The organism is uncultured Pluralibacter sp. (genome assembly GCF_913775985.1).
GTDB lineage: Bacteria > Pseudomonadota > Gammaproteobacteria > Enterobacterales > Enterobacteriaceae > Pluralibacter.
This window is the reverse complement of the sequence record NZ_CAJYMB010000035.1, coordinates 1-20,595: the sequence shown is the minus strand read 5'-3', so window position 1 is coordinate 20,595 and position 20,595 is coordinate 1. Positions and strand designations below refer to the sequence as shown.

The window sequence follows — 20,595 nt, the reverse complement described above, 5'->3', positions numbered from 1 at the left end:
GCGCGATCAGCTGTACCGGCCCCAGACGCTAAAAGCCTTTACCGCCCCGAACTGGCAGCTGCCGCCGGAAACGGTCATCGCTGAATAGCGGCAATAATAACCTTGTCAGTCCCGCGTAAACTATAGTATCAATAGCGTAATACTATAGTGAACAACCGGGACTGTTATTATGCTTCGACACGCCACTTCTGCGGACTGCGAGTCCATCGCCGCTATCTATAATCACGCCGTACTGCACACGGCCGCCATCTGGAACGACACCACCGTAGATGCCGATAACCGCCGTGCCTGGCTGGAGGCGCGTCGGCAGCTGGGTTATCCGGTACTGGTCAGCGAAGAAAACGGCGTTGTCACCGGCTACGCCTCATTCGGCGACTGGCGCGCGTTCGAGGGCTTTCGCCACACGGTGGAACATTCGGTGTATGTCCATCCTGAGCACCAGGGCAAAGGCCTGGGCCGGCTGCTGCTGGCGCGGCTGATTGATGAGGCCAGGCAAATCGGCAAGCACGTAATGGTCGCCGGGATCGAATCGCAAAATGCCGCCTCGCTACACCTGCACGCCGCGCTGGGATTTGAGATCACCGCGAAAATGCCGCAGGTGGGCACTAAATTTGGCCGCTGGCTGGATCTTACCTTTATGCAGCTGCAGCTCGACGCGCGGACAGATCCGGACGCCGCGCCGTGAACGCATCGCTGATACTGGCCTTTCTGGTAGCCGCCGGCCTCGGGCTGGTGGCGCAAAATACGCTCATGGTACGTATCACCCAGTCTTCCTCGACGATCCTGATTGCCATGCTGCTCAACGCGCTGGTGGGCATCGCGCTGTTTACCTCCCTGCTGCTCATCAAGCACGGCGCGGGCGGCTTCGCGGAACTGGCGTCGAAAGTCAGCGGCTGGACGTTGCTGCCCGGCCTGCTGGGATCGTTTTTCGTGTTCGCCAGCATCAGCGGCTATCAGCATCTCGGCGCGGCCACGACCATTGCCGTACTGGTCGCCAGCCAGCTGGTGGGCGGCCTGGTGCTGGACGTGCTGCGCGGCAGTGGTATTTCATGGCGCGCGCTGGTCGCCCCCGCCTGCGGCGCGGTACTGCTGGTTATCGGCGCGTGGCTGGTAGCAAAGCGGACGTTTTAGGCGGCGTCTCGCCGCGGTAACGTAGCGCGTCAATCAGTAAGGTAAAGGCCGGCGGATGCTGCCGCCGGCTGGGATAGTAGAGATAATAACCGGAAAATGGCGGGCTCCATTCATTGAGGACCGACATCAGCTGGCCACTCGCAATGAGATCTGTCACGGTATCTTCCGGTAAGCAGGCGATCCCGAAACCTTCACGCGCGGCGTCAATACGCTCCATCTGCGAACTCAGGATCAGCGGCCCCTCGCCCCGCACCCGCATCGTTTTCCCCTCGAATTCATATTCCCAGGGGCAAATTCCTCCTGCCGTGGGCAGGCGCATATTGATGCAAGTATGGTCCTGTAAATCGTGCGGCGTCAGCGGTACGCCGCACCGGGCAAAATACTCCGGAGAGGCGACGGTGGCCATCCGCATATCCGGGCCGATTTTTACAGCGACCATATCTTTCTCCAGGCTCTGCCCCAGCCGAACACCTGCATCAAAACCTTCGCGCACAATATCGACAAAACCGTTATCTGCAACCAGTTCGAGGTGAATCGTCGGGTGTTCACGTAGAAATGGTTTAAGTCTGGGCCACAGCAGTTGATGGATCGCATGATCGCTTGCGGAAAGTCGAAGATGGCCCGATACCGTACCACTCGTCTGAACGATGTTATCCAGGGCCTGATCCAGATCGGATAATCCGGGTTCAAGACAGGCAAGAATTCGCGCGCCGGCTTCAGTCGGGGCGACGCTGCGGGTGGTTCGGGTCAGCAAGCGTAAATTAAGCCGCGACTCCAGCGCTTTAACCGCGTGGCTCAACGCCGACTGCGAAACCCCCTGCTTCGCTGCGGCTTTAGTAAAGCTGCGCTCCCTGGCGACCGCCAGAAAGCACTGCAGCTCATTGAAATTCTCTTTAAGCATGACGCCTCCCCGGCGGGCTTATTTATGAGTGTCACTCATAGACGCAATCATTATAACCCTGTTAATCACAATAATAACCGCTGCTATGCTTTTCTCTCTGCCTCGAGCGGGTCTGACAGCAGCGTCCTGGGATGCCTAACCTCAACGGAATATTGAACCATGCAGGAACAACTCAACGAACGACAACAGCGAATAATCCCTATAGCGGCACACGCCGCGGCAGGAAATCTGCCAGATCTCGAAAGCGCGATACATCGGAGTCTGGAGGGCGGTTTAACGATTAATGAAATTAAGGAAGTGCTGGTTCAGCTATATGCCTACTGCGGTTTTCCCCGCAGCCTGAATGCGCTGGAAGTACTAATGAAGCTCGTTACCGCGCGTCGACAAGCGGGTACTGTCGATCAGGAGGGCCGCGCAGCCACACCACCGCCGGTGGAGTGGGACAGTCTTGCTTGCGGAAGTGAGAACCAGACCCAGTTGGCGGGTCAACCGGTGGCCGGCGCGCTGTTTGATTTTGCACCGGCCATAGACCAGTTTCTGAAAGCTCACCTGTTTGGCGATATTTTTCAGCGTGACATCCTGGACTGGCAAACCCGCGAAGTGGCGACGCTGTCGGCGCTGGCGGTGATGTCAGGGGTGGAAAATCAGCTCCGCAGTCATTTCACTCTCAGCCTGAATACCGGCCTGACGCACGCCCGGCTACAGCATTTTATCCATATCCTCGAAGAGGCATGTGGCTCAGCCGCAGCTGGCCGCGCCGGTCAGGTCCTTAATACACTCTACAAGTAAGGGAATGAAATTCATGAGTACACTTTTTGACGGTAACGGCATTTTTCCAAAAGGCCCCAAAAATGAAGCCTATGCGCAGTTTTTCGATGGCACCAGCTATCTGAATATGCTGTCCACCACTGGCGTTACTATTGGTAATGTAGTGTTCGAGCCCGGGTGTCGCAATCACTGGCATATCCATCACAAAGGTGGACAAATTTTACTGATAACCGGCGGTCGCGGCTGGTACCAGGCGTGGAACGAGCCTGCACGTGCGCTGGTCGCCGGTGACGTGGTCAATATTGCCCCCGGCGTGAAGCACTGGCACGGCGCGGCCCTCGACAGCTGGTTTGCGCACATTGCGGTCGAAGTGCCGGCAGAAGGCGCGTCGAACGAATGGCTGGAGCCGGTGGATGACGCGCACTATCAAAGCCTGTAGTTGCAAAAGCCCCGCGCTCCGCTGCGTGGATTAGCCCACTTCCGGCGTTGGCGTGCCCTGGTGGAAAAAGAGCCGCCAGCCGTCTTTATCAGAGTAGATCCAGAGCGAGGTGCGCAGCGTATTCTGGCTGCCGTCCACCTGGGACGTCTGGTAGTTAAGCAAGGCGTAGCGTTCGTCGGCAATTTCCAGACTGTAGTCAAAACTCAGCAGGGGCTGGGGGCTCATCTCATTTGCCAGCGACTCGATGGTTTCCGCCCGGGTGATCATTCGCCCTGAGCGGGCTATTTCTTTAAAACCGGGATGCAGGATGGTTTCCAGCCACGCGCGGTTGTTGCGCTTGTCAAAATGCAGGGATTGTTCGAGCTGGGTTAGGGTTTCAATCAACATAGTTTTAATCTGCCTGGTTGTTGCTGCCTGAGGGCGCGCACAGCGGTGCAGAGTGGTGGATAACCTCCACCAGCGAGTTCAATTCAATGGTTGGATAGTGCTCGCGCATGCCCTCTAATAGCACGCTGTCGGGCCACGCGTCGGTTTTACCGAGGTGCGCGGCCACGCGCGAAAGCGGCAGTGTTATAACGTGAGACACCGTAACCCTCACCACATCATCGGGACAGGCGGTGCTGATATACAGCAGTGGCCCGGGATGGATGGCGGTCTCCTGCCAGCGAATGGTGTGGCGCTTTCGTCCAGCGCGCACTTCCGGCATCAGGCGCGGGACGATAAACAGGCGCTGTATTCGCGGGCCGGCGTCGGACGGGTTAATCAAATAATGGTTCCGCCGGCGGAGAGTTGCGCCTTGCGGGGGTCTTCCTCCTGGGCGTGCTTCTGCCCGTGGTGGGCAATGGCGGTACGCAGGCGCTGCTGCTGGGCGTAGCGGTCGTCGCGGCTAAGGCCCGCGTCATCGCTCAATTCGACCAGCAGTTCGTTCATCGGGGCAATCACGTCCTGCGCAATGGCGGCATCCACGCGGGCGCTGACTTCATCCAGATGTGACATTACGGCTCCTTATAATACTCTGGGATACTGCCCGGCGGCGCGGGGCCTGCCGGGCACGATAACCAGGCCTAGTTCAGTTTCGCTTTTGAAAAATCACTGCCCATCAGGCTTACGCTGTAGCCGGATACGTTGCTGCGGGTGGCGTAAAAGGTCTTACCGTTCGCCAGCGCGATCCACGGCGCCTGCTGATAAAAGACCGTTTGCGCCTGCTGGTAGAGCTTTGCCCGCTCGGCAGGATTGCTGACCAGCCTGGCTTTCTTAACCAGATTATCATAGTCCTTATTGCACCAGCGTGCCGCATTAGATCCGGTTTTAATGCTGTCGCAGCCGAGTAACGTATCGGCAAAGTTATCCGGATCGCCGTTATCTGACATCCAGCCGTACAGCGCTGTGTCGTGCTCGCCTTTGCGGATCCCGGCCAGATACTCACCCCATTCATAAGTGGTGATTTTGGCTTTAATGCCCACTTTGGCCCAGTCGCTCTGGATCATTTCAGCAATGCGCCGCGAGTTGGGGTTGTACGGACGCTGGACCGGCATTGACCACAGCGTGACCTCGGTGCCCTCTTTCACGCCCGCCTGCTCGAGCAATGCTTTCGCTTTTGCCGGATCGTAGCCGTAGTCGGGCAGGTCGGCAGCATAGCCGAGGCTGTTCGGCGGCAGCGGCGATTTCGCCACCGTACCGGAGCCCATAAAGACGGCGTTTACAATTGCCTTTTTGTCCGTGGCGTAGTTCAGGGCCTGACGCACTTTCAGATCGTCAAACGGTTTCTTTTCGGTGTTGAACGCCAGGTAGCCGACGTTAAGGGCGTCAACGCCGTGCAGGGCCAGCGCCTTGTTGCTTTTGATAATGTCGAACTGCACCGGTGAAGGCGCGGGAATTATCTGGCATTCGTTGGTCTGCAGCTTGGCGAGCCGGGTTTCTACATTAGGCGTAATGGAGAAGATCAGGTGCTTAGTCGGTACCGGCCCGTCCCAGTAGTTCGGATTGGCAATGTAGCGAATCAGCGAATCGGTTTTATACTGCTGCAGCGCGTAAGGCCCGGTGCCGATAGGCCAGGTATCAACATACTCCGGGGTGCCTTTTTTCATCATCGCATCGGCGTACTCTGCCGACAGAATCGACGCGAAATCCATTCCCCAGTCCGCGAGAAACGCCGCATTCGGCTCGCTCAGCACGAACTGTACGTGGTAGTCGTCAATCTTCTTCACGTCCTGAATCAACGCGTCCAGGCCGACGTCGTGGAAGTACTCATAGTTGCCGCCCGACACTTTGTGGTATGGATTATTGGCATCCTTCTGGCGCATCACCGAGAAGATCACATCGTCGGCGTTGAAGTCGCGGGTGGGTTTGAAGTATTTGTTACTGTTAAATTTAACGCCCTGGCGCAGGGTAAAGGTGTAGGTTTTGCCATCCGGAGAGATAGTCCAGCTGGTCGCCAGTGACGGAATCGGGGTGTTTTTCTGCGGATCGAAATTGATGAGGCGGTTGTAAAGGGTCTGCGAGCTGGCCACAAAGGTCGGGCCGGAACTGGCAATCTGCGGGTTAAAGGACTCCGGCGAGGCTTCGGAGCAGTAGATCAGCGTATCCTGTGCCGCGCGTGCGGCCCCTGCCGGTAACAGCGCGCTCAGCGCCAGAGCAAGTAGCGTTTTACCGCGTAGATTCATGGTTATAAGCCTTTAGATTTTGTTATAAGCCCTGTAATAACAGCACAGGGGCGCAAGGCTGGCAAATAACCAATCGTCATCAGCTTATGCCTGTCGTGCTTCGCGCTGGCTGGCAGGGTTAACCCCGGTCGCTGCTCCCCGGGCTCCCCCTGAATTAACGGCTACAGCGCGATAGATCCTCCAAAATCAATTAGCCGTTAATCAATCTTCGCCTTCGAGAAATCGGTACCCATCAGCTCGCGATTGAAACCGGAAATGTTGCTGCGGGTGGCGTAAAAGGTTTTGCCGTTGGCAATTGGGATCCACGGCGCCTGCTGATAGAAAATCTCCTGCGCCTGCTTGTAAAGCGCAAGCCGCGCGGCGCGATCGGTCACCAGCCTCCCCTGCCTCACCAGCTTGTCATAGCCGCTGTCGCACCAGCGGGCGATGTTGGAGCCGGACTTAATGCTGTTGCAGCTCAGCAGCGCCTGGGCGAAGTTATCCGGGTCACCGTTGTCGGTTAGCCAGCCGTACAGCGCGGCGTCGTGCTCGCCGCGGTGGATGCCCGCCAGATACTCTCCCCATTCGAAGGTGGTGATTTTGGCTTTAATACCAACCCTGGCCCAGTCGCTCTGGATCATTTCAGCGATGCGCCGCGAGTTCGGGTTATAGGGACGCTGCACCGGCATCGACCACAGCGCCACCTCAGTACCTTCTTTAACTCCCGCCTGCCTGAGCAGCGCCTTCGCTTTCTCCACATCGTAGCCGTAGTCCGGCAGATCGGCGTCATAGCCCAGCAGGCCAGCCGGAATAAAGGACTTTGCCACCGTGCCCTTGTCGTTAAACACGGCGCGAACAATGGCTTTTTTATCGGTGGCGTAGTTCAGTGCCTGGCGCACCAGCACGTTGTCGAAGGGCTTCTTACGGGTGTTAAACGCCAGATAGCCGACGTTTGGCAAGTTGTAGCTGTGCAGCGTCAGGTTAGGATCCGCCTCAATGGCCGCAAGCTGCGCGGGAGACGGTGCCGGGATAATCTGGCACTCGTTGGCGCGCAGTTTCGACAGCCGGGTTTCAATATCGGGCGTGATGGAAAACACCAGCTGTCGGGTAGGTACCGGACCACCCCAGTAGTGGGGATTAGCAAGGTAGCGAATCTGGGTGTCCACTTTATACTGGCGCAGCGCGTACGGCCCGGTGCCCACCGGCCAGCTGTCCACATACTGCGGCGTGCCCTTTTTCAGCATCTCCCCGGCGTATTCGGCGGAAAGGATTGAGGTGAAGTCCATCGCCATATCTGCCAGAAACGCGGCGTTGGGCTCGGAAAGCGTAAACTGAACCCGGCCATCGTCGAGTTTTTTGACCGCCGTAATCAGCGTATTCAGTCCGGTATCGTTGAAATAGCTGTAGTCGGTGCCGGAAATGGCGTGATACGGATTACTTGCGTCTTTCTGGCGCAGTATCGAAAACACCACATCGTCAGCGTTAAAGTCCCGGCTCGGGGTGAAGTATTTATTGCTGTTGAATTTCACCCCCTTGCGCAGGGTGAAAGTGTAAGTTTTCCCGTCGGGCGAGATTTCCCACGCGGTGGCCAGAGACGGCAGGACCCGATTATTATTTAAATCGAGGGTTATCAGCCGGTTGAACATGACCTGCGAGCTGGCAATCAGGGAAGGCCCGGAGGTGGCCTGCTGGGGATTGAACGATTCAGGCACCGACTCCATGCAGTAGACCAGCGTATCTTTATCCGCCGCCTGCGCGTGCCCTGCCGCCAGCATAATGCCCGCCAGCGGCAGGAGGCGTGCATATTTTCGAAGAAGAATCATGTTGTTGCCCGAAAAGTGTGATTAAGTGAGCGCCATCACACCACAGCTCTCCGGGCCGACAAATACACATTTTGCAACAGCTTATGCGTTTTTGGCACACGCGCGGCGGGCGGCCACATACACCAGCGCCGATACGGAAATCCCCACCAGCGGCGCAACCCACGGCGAAAGCCAGGCGCACAGCGCGCCGCAGGCATAAGCCAGCAGACCGCAGCCGTTCAGCGCTTTTAGCTTCACGTCTTTCAGCAGCGGATATTTTCCCCGCCACACGAACAGATAGTCGGCAATGATCACCCCGCCGATTGGCGGAATAATGCTGCCCAGCAGCTTGAGAAACGGGATCAGCATGTCCGACATGCCGCCAATAGCCAGCAGGATCCCTACCCCGGCACCGGCCAGCGTAATGGTGCGGCGGCGCTCGCTGCGCAGCAGATGGCAGGTGGCAGCGGAGACGTTATAGATAGTCGGCCCCTGAATAGTCCACAGGTTGAGGCACAGCATGATCACCGCGGCAACCGACAGTCCCTGGAGCATCATTACGCTGACAATATCGCTCTGGCGATAGACCATCGCGCACCACGCGCCGGCCACCACCATTAACCCGTTGCCGACAAAAAAGCTGATGATGCTGGCGGTTACCGCCGTGCTGCCGCGCCGGGCCAGCCGCGTCCAGTTAGTGGCCTGCGTCGCGCCGCTGGCGAAGGTGCCAAACACCATGGTAATGGCTGCGGCCTGATCCATGTGGCTGCCTGGCTGGATCGCCAGCATCCCCGACAGCCCGCCGGCGTGCCGGGTGGCGATTAGCATTGAGGCAACCAGCAGAATGAACATCAGCGGGACCGATATACGGGAGAGCAGATCCAGCCCGCGATAGCCGATAATGGCCGTTACGCAGAACAGCAGACCAAAAAAGACCATCAGCGGCGTGGCCCAGCTGGCGGAAAGCCCCAGCACTTTGACCAGGGTGATAGCAACCGTAGCGGTCCCCCAGGCGTACCAGCCCAGCTCGGCAAAGGCCAGAATGGCATCGGCAAGCTTGCTGCCCGCTTCGCCGAAGCAGAAGCGCCCCATCAGTACGGTATTGAGACCGCTTCGGGCGGCGATCCAGCCCAGCGCGGCGGCATATAGCGCCAGCAGCAGGTTACCCGCCGCGGCTATCCACAACACGTGGCTAAGGCTAAACGCAATACCCAGCTCGCCGCCGGCAAACATGGTGCCGGTAAAGAAGGTAAAGCTGAACAGCACCATTGATAAAGAAAACAGCCCTTTTCGCGCCGCCGCAGGGGCTTCACTTAACGGAAACTCATTTTGACTCGCCATACACTTTCGCTCATAAAAAAAGTTACAGTTTCAATGCAAGTATTGCGCCAGCGGCGCAAACGTTTTCGAAGCATCAATGACCGGAAAGTTCGCCTCCTGCTGTTTTCTCGGGCAGTGGCCTGTTTTAAGGCGGCAGTAGAGTAGCGGCGGATAAAAACGAAGGGAATCATAATCTGGAAAAAACCTGACTGGTCGGCGGAGATCCGCACAATTTTGCCCCACATACAGCCATTATTTACCTCAGCGCAACAAGTCGATGACCTGTTGCATCAGGAAGTTTCACCTATCCCCTTACCGTGCTTTTTTCATGTACAGCATTCATTTACCGTACCCGGTTTGTACTTTCCGGGCGCAGGTGCCTCAAAAGCGTGCGATTACCGCCCCCTCGGGTAGGCCAGGTTGGGTTATATCATTACACTCAAACAGTTGACGAAAATAACGAGGTAACTATGACTTATCACGCAACGCTATTTATTGATGGACAACCTGCCAGCGCTGAAAGCCAGCGCACCTTTACCCGCCTCAATCCCGTAAGCGGTGAAATCGCCAGTCTCTCACCGGCTGCCGACGTCAGCGACGCCCGTCGGGTGGCAGACTCCGCCGCCGCGGCGTTTATAAGCTGGCGCGACACCACGCCCGGCGAGCGGCGCAAGCTGCTGCTGCGCGCCGCGCAAGAGATGATCGCCCGCCGCGAGCAGTTCATCGCCACCATCGCCGCTGAAACGGGCGCCACGCCGTTCTGGGCCGGTTTCAACGTTGATTTAGGTGCAGAGGTACTGCAGGAAGCTGCGGGGATGACTACCCAGATTGAAGGGCAGATTATCCCTTCTAACGTGCCGGGCAACCTGTCTCTCGGCGTGCGCCAGGGCGCGGGCGTAGTGCTGAGCATGGCGCCGTGGAACGCGCCGATTATTCTGGCGGTGCGCGCTATCGCCACGCCGCTGGCCTGCGGCAATACGGTGATCCTTAAGGGCTCAGAACTGTCGCCCGCCACCCAGGGGCTGATCATTGAAACCCTGATCGCCGCCGGCTTCCCGCCGGGCGTGGTGAGCTATCTGACCTGCGATGTGAAAGATGCCGGCGAGGTGGTGGAGGCGCTTATCGCCCATCCCGGCGTGCGGCGCATCAACTTCACCGGATCAACCCACGTCGGCAAGATCGTAGCCACTACCTGCGGGCGCTACCTGAAGCCTGTGGTGCTGGAGCTGGGCGGCAAAGCGCCGCTGCTGGTGCTGGATGATGCCGATATTGAGCAGGCCGCTGCCGGCGCGGTGTTCGGCGGCTACGCTAATGCCGGGCAAATCTGCATGTCCACCGAGCGCATTATCGTGGATGACGCAGTGGCCGACACCTTTGTCGACGCGATGGTGGCGCGGCTGCGCGCCCAGCCGGAAGGCTTCCCCGGTTCGGTGGTGGATATGCGCACGGTCGAACGCTGCAATGCGCTGATTGACGATGCTGTGAGCAAGGGCGCGCGCCTGCTGATTGGCGGCAAGGCGGAGAACACGCTGATGGCGGCAACGCTGCTGGACGGCGTCACCGAAGAGATGCGGCTGTGGCGGGAGGAGTCTTTCGGGCCGGTCAAAGGCATTATTCGCGCCAGCGGCGACGCGCGCCTGCTGGAGATTGCCAACGACAGCGAGTTTGGTCTCTCCTCGGCGATCTACAGCCGGGATACCGCCCGGGCGTGGAATCTGGCCCGGGATCTGCAAACCGGCATCTGCCATATTAACGGCCCGACGGTTCACGACGAGGCCCAGATGCCGTTTGGCGGCTGTAAAGACTCCGGCTACGGGCGCTTCGGCGGCCGCGCGGGGATCCACGAGTTTACCGAGCTGCGCTGGATAAGCGTGCAGACCACGCCGCGCGAAATGTCCTTCTAGCGGAAAAACGCCCCCAGAACCGCCGCCAGCGCGGCGGGATTCTCCCAGGACATGGAATGTCCTGCATCAGCCACGATCTCTACGCCAATCCCCTCCCCGGCAACGAACTCCGCATCAGGATCCGGCAGCGTTTGCGCGCCGACAATCAGGGTCTTTCGGCACTGCAGCGCCAAGAATTGCGTCATCCAGTCCGGCGAGGTTCCTTCGATTAAGCTGTTGGTCGCGCGCCACAGCGCATAGGGCGCAGTAGCCTGCAGGCTGCCCCGCCACGGCGAGTGCTCTTTTTCCACCAGTGCAGCGTAGCCTTCGCGGACAAACTCCGCTTCCGGCCCGGCGGCAATCTGGCGGCTAAAAAAACCGCCGCCCGGATAGAAGTTGGGTTCAGACACTGCCAGCGCCACCAGCCTGTCGCCGAGCGCGGTTGCCACTTCAATAGCGATACTGCCGCCCATGCTGTGACCGTACAGGGAACAGCGTTCGCACCCCGCGGCGTCAATCACCTCCCGCACTACCGCGGCCTGCTGGCGGATGGCGTAAGTATACTCAACCGGCCGATCGCTGTAGCCGCTGCCCGGCAAATCGACCAGCACGGCACTTCTGCCTCGCCAGGCGGGATCGGCAATAATGCGGGGATATTCGTAGGAGGCTGCGCAGCCCAGGCCGTGAATGAAGAAAACCGGGTCGCCTTCGCCGGGAAAGTCCTGCCAGCGAACGGCGGCGCCGGAAATAGCTGAAATAAGATGTTGCATAACCCCCTCCTGTTAACTGTTTTTTTATACAGTAAAAGAGAGGTATTGAACAGGATCAGAACAGCGAAAATAGCAGCGCGACGGGAAAGCTGAGCGGCCAGGTAGCGCCTACCAAAAAAGTGGCGATGAAACGAATACGCTTACTGTCATTGGTGAGAAACCAGGTGATAAACGCGCTGATAGCCGCCATGACAGCGTAAAAAATCAGCATTTTTTGGTAGAGGGTCATTCCGGGGCTCGTGAGAGTTAGTAAATACGCCGCCATTATGCGCTTTTGTGTGACGGGCTTCAAATTTTTAGCTCAGATAATTCGCGCTAAATAAGATAAGAATTTTTCCGTTGTCTGATTGCTTTGTCGGCCAACGGAGACTATATATGTGAGGGCCAATCAACAGAGGATGGTGTATGGAAGTTTCAAGTAAAGCCGTGATCCTGATTAATATCTGTTTCGCCATTGCGCTTTGCAGCATATTAATGTCGCGATTCGGTCTTTTTTGACAGTAATTCATCAATAAAAAAGCAGCCCCGAGGCTGCTTTTTTATTGCCGCTGCGCTTCTCCTAGCCTCCCTTTTGCCTGTGCCGCTCAGCATTCACGTCAAAAGCCGACTGTAAAACTGCGGCATTGTCGTACTGCGTGGGGTCGTACTGCGGCAGCGGATGCGCCTGTTCATACTGTTTCTCGGCGGCCGTACATGCCGCCTCGCTTTGTCCTTGCTTTTCACAGGTGGCAATGCGGTGCGCCGGTGAATGTGCGCAGCCTCCCAGCGTCAGCGCGCCGGCGGCCAGCCAAAGTAGATCTTTTTTCATCAGGTACTGCGTTCAGAGTAAAAAATGGAAGAGCAGATCGTCCCACCTTCCCTGCGTGCTGTCAAAAGACGAGATTTGCGGGTTTGTAACTTCCTGAGACCTTTTAACAGGATGAATAAGATTAGTCCGCCTTGTAGAAAGTCATTCTGCCACTAGACTTATAAGCAGAACCCAAAGGAGGAAGTATAAATATGTCGACTGAATATGATAAAGATGCAGAACGTTTGGCAGATAAAGCAGGGAGCAAACTGGATCAGTTTGCCGGTGAGGCGCAGGAGCGTTTCGGTGATGCCGTTGACTCTCCCAAGCACCAGCTGAAAGGCGCAGCGCGTAAATATGCCGCGCAGGCTTCTGATGCTGTATCCGAAGTGTCCGAGCGCGTTAAAGAAAATCCGCTCACCGGTCTGGTTGCTGCAGGTGCCATTGGCCTGATTATTGGTTTACTGGCTGGCCGTAAATAATTTTATTAGCGGTATAAAAAAAGCTGCCTTTCGGCAGCTTTTTTCATTTAGTTACTCTTAGCTTTTGATTTTTCTGTAGATGAACAGGACAACCAGCGCGCCGATAACCGCTACTACGAAGCTGCCAAAGTTAAAACCATCTACTTTACCGAAGCCGAACAGCGTACTGATCCAGCCGCCGACTACCGCACCGATAACACCAAGAATAACGGTTACGAAGAAACCGCCGCCGTCGCGACCCGGCATGATCCACTTAGCAAGAATACCGGCGATAAGACCAAAAATTACCCAGGAAATAATACCCATTTTTTCTCTCCCTATATTAAAAGTAACCGCTTAACACTCATAGTTAAGCATACTTCGCGAAATGCGCAATGTACCGCATTTCAATTGCCTATGATTCATACAAAAATAATCCCCGCACGGCGGCGGGGATCGAATGAACTATGTTACCTGCTTTTACTGCCTCAGTGTTTTATCATTATGTGGCGTATAACCGTGTAATCCTCCAGGCCGTACACCGACATGTCTTTGCCGTAACCCGACAGTTTTTGCCCGCCGTGCGGCATTTCGCTGACCAGCATAAAGTGGGTATTAACCCAGGTGCAGCCGTACTGCAGGCGCGCGCTCAGGCGGTGGGCGCGACCTACGTCTTTGGTCCACACCGATGAGGCCAGCCCGTACTGCGAGTCGTTAGCCCACGCCAGCACCTGCTCCTCGTCGTCGAACACGGTTACACTCACCACCGGCCCGAACACCTCTTTCTGCACGATGTCATCACCCTGCTTCGCCCCCGCCAGCACGGTGGGCTGGAAGTAGTAGCCGCCGCCCTGCACCGGTTCGCCACCGGTAACCACGCGAATGTGGCTCAGGCTTTTGGCGTTTTCGACAGCCTGAATGATGCGGGCGAGATGCGCTTTCGAACTGACCGGCCCCAGCTCGGTGGTTTCATCCTCCGGCGCGCCCATTTTCAGCGTAGAGACCGCCGCGCCGAGTTTCTCCACCAGCGTCTCATACACCGCTTTATGAGCGTAAATGCGGCAGGCGGCGGTGCAGTCCTGTCCGGCGTTATAGAAGCCGAACGTCCGCACGCCTTCCACCACCGCGTCAATGTCGGCATCGTCAAATACGATAACCGGCGCCTTGCCGCCGAGCTCCATATGGGTGCGCTTGATGGACGGTGCGGTGTGCGAAATGATGTGCTCTCCGGTGGGGATAGAGCCCGTTAGTGAGACCATCCGCACCTTTTCGTGGCCGGTGAGCGGATCGCCGACCGTTTTGCCGCGGCCAAACAGCACGTTAATCACGCCCGCCGGGAAGATATCTTTGGCCAGTTCAGCCAGCTTCAGAGCCGTGAGCGGGGTGATTTCCGAAGGTTTGAGCACCACGCAGTTGCCCGCCGCCAGCGCCGGACCGAGCTTCCACGCCGCCATCATCAGCGGATAGTTCCACGGCGCAATAGAGGCGACAACCCCCAGCGGATCGCGGCGGATCATCGAGGTGTGCCCTTCCAGATACTCGCCGGCCGCCGAGCCGTTAAGGCAGCGCGCTGCGCCGGCGAAGAAGCGGAACACGTCGGCGATAGCCGGAATTTCGTCCCCGAGGGCGCTGTGCAGCGGCTTACCGCAGTTGAGCGATTCCAGCCCGGCAAGGGTTTCTGCATTTTCCTCAATAACGTCGGCCAGCTTGAGCAGGCACTCGGCTCGCGCTTTCGGCGTAGTTTGACCCCATTGAGCAAAAGCGCGGTCGGCCGCCTGCACGGCGGCGTCTACCTGCGCAGCGCTGGCCTCTGCAATGTCGAGGATAACCTCTCCGGTTGCCGGGTTATACACCGGCTGCGTCTCACCTTCGCCTGCAATCAGTTCACCATTAATCAATAACTTATCTTGCATATCCAGCTCCACGTTTGGGGTTTTCTATCACTTTCGGCGGCGCTATCGCCGCCCGGGAGCCGCCCGCGGCAGCTCCGTTAAACTCATTAATGTTCAGCAGTGCTGCCCGCACCGCCAGCCCGAAGGCAGGTAAACAGTCATCAGCCCAGCCGCGGACGCGCGTCCATCCGCTGTCGTTGCAGCATGCGTGCCAGACTTAAGCCGCCTGTCTCACCGAGATACATAAGTGACGTCGTCACTTTAACGCGGCGCTTTCTCTTTAGCGGGATCGGGCGTAATAGCCCCTTTCCATATCGCAACGGGAGGTCCGCCGCGCCATAAGTGGAAGCAGTAAAAGAAAAAACTCGGGAGAGTTGCGACTGCCGCTTTCGCTCGCGCAGGGCGATAGCGTGCGCAATTAAAGTGCAGGAATTGCACCCGGGCGCACCACCGCCGGAAATGGCATAAACCGTTTTTGAATAACGTGCTGCCGGCAGCGCGAATACGCGCGGGCTGCTGCGGGCAGAATGCTTGCTCATGGTGTTAATACTCCATCAGACCGTGTTCTGTGGGCAGCCGTGCCGGTAAAAATATCTCCTGTTATAAACGTAGACGGCGGCAAGCGGGCGCTCATCCTCTCCTGCTGATATTTCGCAGGGTTGTGACAGGACGCGCATTACTTAAGTAACAGCGTGGAGGTGTTGTTTAAAATCGAGTAGTGACAGTAGGTTAGCCTAAAATAATTTTATGTATATCCGTCATACGTCAAATTGACCGGGTGCTGACTGCATTCAGGCAGCTTGAAGTACTCAGGATAAAATAACCTTGTTGCCGCAGGTGAATAATGCCCTGCACCGTTATCAGGTTTATTCTGGGCTTATTAACGGCGAAGCAAAATATTATGTAAACAACCGCGTCGGTTATTTCATCATTTGCCGAATGAGCTGGCCGAGCGTTTCGGCGCCGCGCTCTTCCCGCTCGCCCCATCCCCACGCGGTGTTCAGGCGGAAGAATGAGGCGCCGCTGTTGGCAATGGAAAACATTTTTCCCGGCGCGATGCTGATGCTGTGCGCCAGCGCCCGGACGCACAGCTCGCCAGCGTCAATTCCCGGCGGCAGCGCCACCCACAGAAAATAGCCGCCCTCGTGAAAGTGAACCGTGACCTCCTGCGGCAGATGGCGCAGCAGCCCCTGGCGGGCGAGCTGCTTGCGCTCGGCCAGCTGGCGGCGAAGGCGGCGCAGGTGAACATCGTAGCGCCGGGTTTCCAGATAATCCGCCAGCGCCAGCTGCATCGGCGAGCTGGTGGAGAGCGTGCTCATCAGCTGCAAGTGCTGGATGCGGCGGGCGTATTTCCCCGCAGCGACCCAGCCGATGCGAAACCCCGGCACCAGGCATTTGGAAAACGAGCCGCAGTGCAGCACGGCGTCGTCGCGATCCCAGGCTTTCGCTGGCAGCGGCTTCTCCCTGCCCGCCCACAGCTCGCTGTAAACGTCATCCTCGATAAGCACCGCGCCGTGCTCGCACAGCAGCGCCACCAGCCGGGCCTTTTTCTCCGGCGGCAGCGTTACGCCGAGCGGATTCTGGCAGGTGGTCATCAGCCAGCAGGCTTTAACGGGATAAGTGCGTAACGCATCCGCCAGCGCATCCAGATCGATCCCTTCGTTGACATCAGACGGCACCGACAGGGCCTTGAGGCGCAGCCGCTCCAGCGCCTGCAGCGCGCCGTAAAAACAGGGATTTTCCACAATAACCCAGTCGCCGGGCGCGGTTATCGCTTCCAGACTAAGGTTGAGCGCCTCCAGCGCTCCGGCGGTGATCACGATCTCTTCCGGGGAGATATTCATCCCCTGCAGGGCATAGCGCCGGGCGATGGCGTGACGCAGCGCCGCGCTGCCCGGCGGCAGATTTTCGATAGTACTGAGCGGGCCGGCGTTTTTGCTGACCTGCGCCAGCGAGCGGGTGAGCTGGGCCAGCGGAAAGAGGCGCGGATCGGGAAAGGCGGAGGCGAACGGCAGTACGGTAGACTCACGGCTGGCCTGCATCACCTCAAAAATGGTGGTATTGATATCAACATTTTCATCCGGCGTGACCTGAGGGCGCGGTGCGGCATCGGCGCGCGGGGCAACCGGCGGTGCAACGTAATATCCCGACTGCGGGCGGGCAACGATCCGTCCCTGACTCTCCAGCAGCTGATAAGCGTGGCTGACGGTCATCAGGCTCATTCCGCTAATGGTCACCTGCTCGCGCAGCGAGGGTAACCGATCGTTCGGCTGCCAGACGCCGAGGGCGATTTGTTCGCTGATTTGCCCTGCCAGTTGCTGATACTTTTTCATGAGTTGGCGTCCCGGGAAAGAGGAGGCCGCCGCCGCGCTGGCGGCCTCCGGCGTTGACCCTAATGCGGCGCCCGGGGGCTTTTACGCTTCGGCAAGGTTTTCAGCAGCTCGTCCGGGCTGACCGAGGCCACAATACTGCCCGCCTGCGGCATTTTAAGGATGTGGTTTTTGATTTTGCCGATCACGTGCATTTCACAGGGGCGGCAGTCAAACTTCAGGGTCAGCACCTCGTCGCCGTTAATCAGCTGCATCGGCGTGGCCTTCCAGCTCTTGATGCTGCCCTTCGCCTGCTTCGGGCAGAGATTAAAGGCGAAACGCAGGCAGTGCTTGGTGATCATCACCGGCACGTCGCCCTTCTCTTCATGCGCCTCGTAGGCGGCATCGATCAGCTGCACGCCGTAGCGCTGGTAAAATTCCCGCGCCTTGTAATTGTAAACGTTCGACAAAAAGCTCAGATGCGTTTCCGGGTAGACCGGCGCCGGCACCGCCACCGGCTTGCGGCTGCCGCGCTGGTATGCTGCCAGCCGCGCGGCGTCGAGCATCTCCACCGCCTCGCGGCGCAGCTGGTTGAGCTGGCTGTTAGGCACAAACAGCGCGGGCAGCGCGACATCCACCTCGCGGGGATAGTAAATCGTCTGCCCCAGCTTCGCGACGCCGTCGTGCAGGGCGTTCAGCGCCTTTTCCGGGCTGGACGCGTCGGCAAAATCGCCCTCCAGCGTGTGGGTTACGCTCACGCCGTCTTCGCTGGTCAGCGTCAGTACCAGCTGCTCCTGCCAGCCGCCGAGGGCGATATCCACCGCGATGCGCCGCTCGCTGGAGGTTTTCAGCAGCGCCTGCTGCCAGTTGTGATCCAGGTTGCGATTCAGCGCTTGGTGCGGCCGCGCCTTATGCAGATCCGCAGGCATCTCATTGGGCCATACGCGATAGCGATTTTCAGCCGTTTTTTCTACCGTATTGGCGCGAAAGCCTACGATCTCGCGCTTGATCATCACATTCAGGCCGTCACCGTTAGCCAGCGGCTCGGTCACTTCCACATCCAGATGGTCTTTACTGACCTTCAGCACTTCCCCGACCGGCAGGCCGATAAATTTCGGCGAATCAAACGCGCCGATATCCCCCTTGCGGGCATTAACGAAGTAATCGGTGCTGCCGCGGTGGAACGTTTTGTCGGTAGACGGAATAAAGAAGTGCTCGGTGCGCCCGGCCGACGCCCGGGCCAGATCGCCGCGATCTTCAATAATGGCGTCCAGCATCTGGCGATAGTGGGCGGTGATGTTCTTGACGTAGCTCATGTCTTTGTAGCGACCTTCGATTTTGAAGGAGCGCACGCCCGCGTCAATCAGCGCCGCCAGGTTGGCGGTCTGATCGTTGTCTTTCATCGACAGCAGGTGTTTTTCATAGGCCACGACCCGGCCCCGATCATCTTTCAGCGTGTACGGCAGGCGGCAGGCCTGAGAGCAATCCCCGCGGTTGGCGCTGCGTCCGGTCTGGGCGTGGGAAATATAGCACTGCCCGGAATAGGCGACGCACAGCGCGCCGTGTACAAAAAACTCGATGGTGGCATCGGTCGCCTGGTGGATGGCCTGGATCTGCTGCAGGTTCAGCTCGCGGGCCAGTACGATCTGGCTAAAGCCGACGTCCGACAGAAAGTTCGCCTTCTCCACGCTGCGGATGTCGCACTGGGTGCTGGCGTGCAGCTCTACCGGCGGCAAATCCAGCTCCAGAATACCCATATCCTGCACGATCAGCGCATCAACACCTGCCTGATACAGGTCGGTGATCAGGCGCTGAGCGGGTTCCAGCTCGTCGTCGTGCAGAATGGTATTAATGGTGACAAAGACCTTCGCTCCGTAGCGGTGGGCGAACGGCACCAGCCCGGCGATATCGCTGAGGCTGTTGCTGGCATTGTGCCGGGCGCCAAAGCCCGGCCCGCCGATGTAAACGGCGTCGGCACCGTGGAGGATCGCCTCCCGGGCAATGGTGGTATCGCGAGCCGGGCTCAGCAGCTCAAGATGGGAAGGTTGCAGGCGCATCGTTATTATCCGTGGGGTCTGAAATGGCGGCTATTGTAGTCAGAACTGGCGCGCGGGGAAACGGTTTTCGCGCCCGGAAGATGCAGGGCGCGGCGCATATTAAGGATAGTAAATCAGCGAGTGGAACAGCACCGTTTGTGGCGAACTGTTGCGGTACGCGTGGGCGCGGTCAGCGGCAAACTGCCGCCCTTCCCCTTCGTTAACGGACTGCCACTCGCCGTCGATGCACATCTCCAGCGTACCGGAGATCGCCACCACCCGTTCAATAACCCCGACCTCGTGCGGCGTGGATTCGCTCAGCGCGCCCGGCGCAAGGGTGATGGCGAAATGGTCAACGCGAAGCGCAGGATCCCAGGGAAAAACCGGCTTTATCACCATTGCCTGCTGCTGGGGATCGAACGCGGTCTCATCGCCGTTTGCGGGCGTAATAAAGAGGGAAAAAGGGACATTCAGGCCGGTGGCTATTTTCCACAGCGTCGCCACCGTCGGGCTCGACTCGTTGCGCTCGATCTGGCCGAGCATGGCTTTCGATACGCCTGTCTCATCGGCCAGGCGCGAGAGGCTCCAGCCCCGCTGCTGGCGCAGGGTTTTCAGCGTAAGTGCCAGATGCTGTGCGATGTTCATTGCGGCTCCTGTTGTGGCGGCCCACCTTACCACTTGTACGCTATAACGCACAATGCTAGAGTGTTTTTCGTACGCTATAACGCACGAGAGGGACCTATGCATAACGCGAAACTGCCTTTTCCAACCCTGCTGGCGGGCTTCGTTGCCGTACTGGTGGGCTATGCCAGTTCGGCGGCGATTATCTGGCAGGCCGCCGCCGCTGCGGGCGCGGATGCCCGGGAGATTGCCGGCTGGATGACGGCACTGGGGCTCGCCATGGGCGCCAGCACGCTGATCTTAACTCTGTGGCGGCGCTCGCCGGTGCTTACTGCCTGGTCAACCCCCGGCGCAGCGCTGCTGGTCACCGGGCTGCAGGGCGTAACCCTCAATCAGGCGGTGGGTATTTTCGTCTTCGCCAATGCCCTGATCGTGCTTTGCGGCCTGACCGGCCTCTTCGCCCGGCTGATGAAAATCATTCCCCATTCGCTGGCGGCGGCAATGCTGGCGGGGATCCTGTTGCGCTTCGGACTGCAGGCCTTTTCTACGCTGCAGGGCCATTTCGCGCTGTGCGGCGCAATGCTGCTGGCGTGGCTGATATGTAAAGCCCTTGCCCCACGCTATGCGGTAGTGGCCGCACTGGTCGCGGGCTGCGCGGTGGCGCTGCTCGCCGGCGAGGTGAACAGCCATGGCATAGCGCTGGCGTTTGTCGCGCCGCGCTACGTGGCGCCGGAGTTTTCACCCGCCCTGCTGCTGAGCGTCGGCGTCCCCTTTTTCCTCGTCACAATGGCTTCCCAAAACGCGCCCGGCGTGGCGACCATGAAAGCAGCGGG

Annotated in this window: 24 protein-coding genes; 8 read left to right on the top strand and 16 right to left on the bottom strand. The window is 58.5% G+C overall.

Annotated elements, in window-relative coordinates:
• The first annotated feature begins 166 nt into the window (after nucleotides 1–166).
• Both QZ766_RS05020 and QZ766_RS05015 read left to right on the top strand, forming a co-directional pair.
• Complete coding sequence (locus tag QZ766_RS05020) at nucleotides 167–685, top strand: GNAT family N-acetyltransferase (protein WP_297198166.1); 519 nt, start codon at nucleotides 167–169, stop codon at nucleotides 683–685.
• Nucleotides 682–1,131 carry a DMT family transporter gene (locus QZ766_RS05015; RefSeq protein ID WP_297198160.1) on the top strand — a complete coding sequence of 150 codons (450 nt, stop codon included), beginning with the start codon at nucleotides 682–684 and terminating at the stop codon, nucleotides 1,129–1,131. The genes QZ766_RS05020 and QZ766_RS05015 overlap by 4 nt, the downstream gene beginning before the upstream one ends.
• On the opposite strand, the gene QZ766_RS05010 is transcribed toward QZ766_RS05015, so the two are convergent.
• A complete protein-coding gene (locus QZ766_RS05010) occupies nucleotides 1,094–2,032 on the bottom strand; it encodes a LysR family transcriptional regulator (protein ID WP_297198158.1) in 939 nt (312 codons plus the stop codon). The genes QZ766_RS05015 and QZ766_RS05010 overlap by 38 nt on opposite strands.
• 159 nt (nucleotides 2,033–2,191) lie before the next feature.
• Here QZ766_RS05010 and QZ766_RS05005 point away from each other — a divergent pair, with 159 nt between their 5' ends.
• Both QZ766_RS05005 and QZ766_RS05000 read left to right on the top strand, forming a co-directional pair.
• A complete protein-coding gene (locus tag QZ766_RS05005) occupies nucleotides 2,192–2,821 on the top strand; it encodes a carboxymuconolactone decarboxylase family protein (protein ID WP_297198155.1) in 630 nt (209 codons plus the stop codon).
• Between the two features lie 13 nt (nucleotides 2,822–2,834).
• Nucleotides 2,835–3,239 carry a cupin domain-containing protein gene (locus QZ766_RS05000; protein WP_297198153.1) on the top strand — a complete coding sequence of 135 codons (405 nt, stop codon included), beginning with the start codon at nucleotides 2,835–2,837 and terminating at the stop codon, nucleotides 3,237–3,239.
• 30 nt (nucleotides 3,240–3,269) lie between these two features.
• Here QZ766_RS05000 and QZ766_RS04995 read toward each other — a convergent pair whose 3' ends face one another.
• The 6 genes from QZ766_RS04995 to codB all read right to left on the bottom strand — a co-directional run bounded on the left by QZ766_RS04995 (nucleotide 3,270) and on the right by codB (nucleotide 9,024).
• Entirely contained in the window at nucleotides 3,270–3,626 is a 357-nt protein-coding gene (locus QZ766_RS04995; RefSeq protein WP_297198150.1) for a DUF4440 domain-containing protein, read from the bottom strand.
• Between the two features lie 4 nt (nucleotides 3,627–3,630).
• On the bottom strand, nucleotides 3,631–4,005 hold the full coding sequence (locus QZ766_RS04990; RefSeq protein ID WP_297198147.1) for a hypothetical protein: 375 nt from the start codon (nucleotides 4,003–4,005) through the stop codon (nucleotides 3,631–3,633).
• Nucleotides 4,002–4,235 (bottom strand): DUF2526 family protein, encoded by a 234-nt coding sequence (locus tag QZ766_RS04985; protein WP_297198145.1) that lies wholly within the window; start codon nucleotides 4,233–4,235, stop codon nucleotides 4,002–4,004. The genes QZ766_RS04990 and QZ766_RS04985 overlap by 4 nt, the downstream gene beginning before the upstream one ends.
• 68 nt (nucleotides 4,236–4,303) lie before the next feature.
• Nucleotides 4,304–5,902 carry an ABC transporter substrate-binding protein gene (locus QZ766_RS04980; RefSeq protein ID WP_297198142.1) on the bottom strand — a complete coding sequence of 533 codons (1,599 nt, stop codon included), beginning with the start codon at nucleotides 5,900–5,902 and terminating at the stop codon, nucleotides 4,304–4,306.
• 197 nt (nucleotides 5,903–6,099) lie between these two features.
• Complete coding sequence (locus tag QZ766_RS04975; RefSeq protein WP_297198163.1) at nucleotides 6,100–7,656, bottom strand: ABC transporter substrate-binding protein; 1,557 nt, start codon at nucleotides 7,654–7,656, stop codon at nucleotides 6,100–6,102.
• 129 nt (nucleotides 7,657–7,785) lie between these two features.
• Nucleotides 7,786–9,024, bottom strand: a complete 1,239-nt coding sequence (gene codB / locus QZ766_RS04970) for a cytosine permease (protein ID WP_297198140.1) — start codon at nucleotides 9,022–9,024, stop codon at nucleotides 7,786–7,788.
• Nucleotides 9,025–9,473: 449 nt separating this feature from the next.
• On the opposite strand from codB, the gene QZ766_RS04965 reads away from it, so the two are divergent.
• Nucleotides 9,474–10,907 carry an aldehyde dehydrogenase gene (locus QZ766_RS04965; RefSeq protein ID WP_297198138.1) on the top strand — a complete coding sequence of 478 codons (1,434 nt, stop codon included), beginning with the start codon at nucleotides 9,474–9,476 and terminating at the stop codon, nucleotides 10,905–10,907.
• Here the strand turns inward: QZ766_RS04965 and QZ766_RS04960 are convergent.
• Together QZ766_RS04960 and QZ766_RS04955 are read right to left on the bottom strand one after the other, a co-directional pair.
• The gene (locus QZ766_RS04960; protein ID WP_297198136.1) at nucleotides 10,904–11,656 is read right to left on the bottom strand and encodes an alpha/beta hydrolase; all 753 of its coding nucleotides are present in this window, start codon (nucleotides 11,654–11,656) and stop codon (nucleotides 10,904–10,906) included. The two genes, QZ766_RS04965 and QZ766_RS04960, sit on opposite strands and share 4 nt — an antisense overlap.
• A gap of 55 nt (nucleotides 11,657–11,711) precedes the next feature.
• Complete coding sequence (locus QZ766_RS04955) at nucleotides 11,712–11,885, bottom strand: GhoT/OrtT family toxin (protein WP_297198133.1); 174 nt, start codon at nucleotides 11,883–11,885, stop codon at nucleotides 11,712–11,714.
• 176 nt (nucleotides 11,886–12,061) lie between these two features.
• Between QZ766_RS04955 and yncL the strand changes: the two genes are divergently transcribed.
• Nucleotides 12,062–12,154, top strand: a complete 93-nt coding sequence (gene yncL / locus QZ766_RS23050; protein ID WP_366509365.1) for a stress response membrane protein YncL — start codon at nucleotides 12,062–12,064, stop codon at nucleotides 12,152–12,154.
• 61 nt (nucleotides 12,155–12,215) lie between these two features.
• Here yncL and QZ766_RS04950 read toward each other — a convergent pair whose 3' ends face one another.
• The gene (locus tag QZ766_RS04950; RefSeq protein WP_297198130.1) at nucleotides 12,216–12,464 is read right to left on the bottom strand and encodes a hypothetical protein; all 249 of its coding nucleotides are present in this window, start codon (nucleotides 12,462–12,464) and stop codon (nucleotides 12,216–12,218) included.
• A gap of 191 nt (nucleotides 12,465–12,655) precedes the next feature.
• On the opposite strand from QZ766_RS04950, the gene QZ766_RS04945 reads away from it, so the two are divergent.
• Nucleotides 12,656–12,925 (top strand): CsbD family protein, encoded by a 270-nt coding sequence (locus QZ766_RS04945; protein WP_297198127.1) that lies wholly within the window; start codon nucleotides 12,656–12,658, stop codon nucleotides 12,923–12,925.
• Nucleotides 12,926–12,982: 57 nt separating this feature from the next.
• Here the strand turns inward: QZ766_RS04945 and QZ766_RS04940 are convergent, their stop codons facing one another.
• The 6 genes from QZ766_RS04940 to QZ766_RS04915 form a co-directional block, all read right to left on the bottom strand.
• Entirely contained in the window at nucleotides 12,983–13,231 is a 249-nt protein-coding gene (locus QZ766_RS04940; RefSeq protein WP_297198124.1) for a GlsB/YeaQ/YmgE family stress response membrane protein, read from the bottom strand.
• A gap of 161 nt (nucleotides 13,232–13,392) precedes the next feature.
• The gene (patD, locus tag QZ766_RS04935; RefSeq protein ID WP_297198121.1) at nucleotides 13,393–14,817 is read right to left on the bottom strand and encodes an aminobutyraldehyde dehydrogenase; all 1,425 of its coding nucleotides are present in this window, start codon (nucleotides 14,815–14,817) and stop codon (nucleotides 13,393–13,395) included.
• 140 nt (nucleotides 14,818–14,957) lie between these two features.
• Nucleotides 14,958–15,335, bottom strand: coding sequence for a hypothetical protein (locus tag QZ766_RS04930; protein ID WP_297198119.1), 378 nt, complete (start codon nucleotides 15,333–15,335; stop codon nucleotides 14,958–14,960).
• A 381-nt stretch (nucleotides 15,336–15,716) separates the two neighbouring features.
• Nucleotides 15,717–17,129: a PLP-dependent aminotransferase family protein gene (locus tag QZ766_RS04925; RefSeq protein WP_297198117.1), complete on the bottom strand. Its 1,413-nt coding sequence runs from the start codon at nucleotides 17,127–17,129 to the stop codon at nucleotides 15,717–15,719.
• Nucleotides 17,130–17,188: 59 nt separating this feature from the next.
• A complete protein-coding gene (locus QZ766_RS04920) occupies nucleotides 17,189–19,162 on the bottom strand; it encodes a U32 family peptidase (RefSeq protein ID WP_297198115.1) in 1,974 nt (657 codons plus the stop codon).
• 99 nt (nucleotides 19,163–19,261) lie between these two features.
• Nucleotides 19,262–19,786 carry a helix-turn-helix domain-containing protein gene (locus tag QZ766_RS04915; protein ID WP_297198113.1) on the bottom strand — a complete coding sequence of 175 codons (525 nt, stop codon included), beginning with the start codon at nucleotides 19,784–19,786 and terminating at the stop codon, nucleotides 19,262–19,264.
• Between the two features lie 96 nt (nucleotides 19,787–19,882).
• Here QZ766_RS04915 and QZ766_RS04910 point away from each other — a divergent pair.
• Nucleotides 19,883–20,595: benzoate/H(+) symporter BenE family transporter (locus tag QZ766_RS04910; RefSeq protein WP_297198111.1), on the top strand; the 713-nt coding region annotated here is incomplete at its 3' end.

Coding starts and splice junctions, on each gene's coding strand:
- QZ766_RS05010 (WP_297198158.1), bottom strand. CDS start 2,032: ATGCTTAAAGAGAATTTCAATGAGCTGCAGTGCTTTCTGGCGGTCGCC.
- QZ766_RS05005 (WP_297198155.1), top strand. CDS start 2,192: ATGCAGGAACAACTCAACGAACGACAACAGCGAATAATCCCTATAGCG.
- QZ766_RS05000 (WP_297198153.1), top strand. CDS start 2,835: ATGAGTACACTTTTTGACGGTAACGGCATTTTTCCAAAAGGCCCCAAA.
- QZ766_RS04995 (WP_297198150.1), bottom strand. CDS start 3,626: ATGTTGATTGAAACCCTAACCCAGCTCGAACAATCCCTGCATTTTGAC.
- QZ766_RS04985 (WP_297198145.1), bottom strand. CDS start 4,235: ATGTCACATCTGGATGAAGTCAGCGCCCGCGTGGATGCCGCCATTGCG.
- QZ766_RS04980 (WP_297198142.1), bottom strand. CDS start 5,902: ATGAATCTACGCGGTAAAACGCTACTTGCTCTGGCGCTGAGCGCGCTG.
- QZ766_RS04975 (WP_297198163.1), bottom strand. CDS start 7,656: ATGCTGGCGGCAGGGCACGCGCAGGCGGCGGATAAAGATACGCTGGTC.
- codB (WP_297198140.1), bottom strand. CDS start 9,024: ATGGCGAGTCAAAATGAGTTTCCGTTAAGTGAAGCCCCTGCGGCGGCG.
- QZ766_RS04965 (WP_297198138.1), top strand. CDS start 9,474: ATGACTTATCACGCAACGCTATTTATTGATGGACAACCTGCCAGCGCT.
- QZ766_RS04960 (WP_297198136.1), bottom strand. CDS start 11,656: ATGCAACATCTTATTTCAGCTATTTCCGGCGCCGCCGTTCGCTGGCAG.
- QZ766_RS04955 (WP_297198133.1), bottom strand. CDS start 11,885: ATGACCCTCTACCAAAAAATGCTGATTTTTTACGCTGTCATGGCGGCT.
- yncL (WP_366509365.1), top strand. CDS start 12,062: ATGGAAGTTTCAAGTAAAGCCGTGATCCTGATTAATATCTGTTTCGCC.
- QZ766_RS04950 (WP_297198130.1), bottom strand. CDS start 12,464: ATGAAAAAAGATCTACTTTGGCTGGCCGCCGGCGCGCTGACGCTGGGA.
- QZ766_RS04945 (WP_297198127.1), top strand. CDS start 12,656: ATGTCGACTGAATATGATAAAGATGCAGAACGTTTGGCAGATAAAGCA.
- QZ766_RS04940 (WP_297198124.1), bottom strand. CDS start 13,231: ATGGGTATTATTTCCTGGGTAATTTTTGGTCTTATCGCCGGTATTCTT.
- patD (WP_297198121.1), bottom strand. CDS start 14,817: ATGCAAGATAAGTTATTGATTAATGGTGAACTGATTGCAGGCGAAGGT.
- QZ766_RS04930 (WP_297198119.1), bottom strand. CDS start 15,335: ATGAGCAAGCATTCTGCCCGCAGCAGCCCGCGCGTATTCGCGCTGCCG.
- QZ766_RS04925 (WP_297198117.1), bottom strand. CDS start 17,129: ATGAAAAAGTATCAGCAACTGGCAGGGCAAATCAGCGAACAAATCGCC.
- QZ766_RS04920 (WP_297198115.1), bottom strand. CDS start 19,162: ATGCGCCTGCAACCTTCCCATCTTGAGCTGCTGAGCCCGGCTCGCGAT.
- QZ766_RS04915 (WP_297198113.1), bottom strand. CDS start 19,786: ATGAACATCGCACAGCATCTGGCACTTACGCTGAAAACCCTGCGCCAG.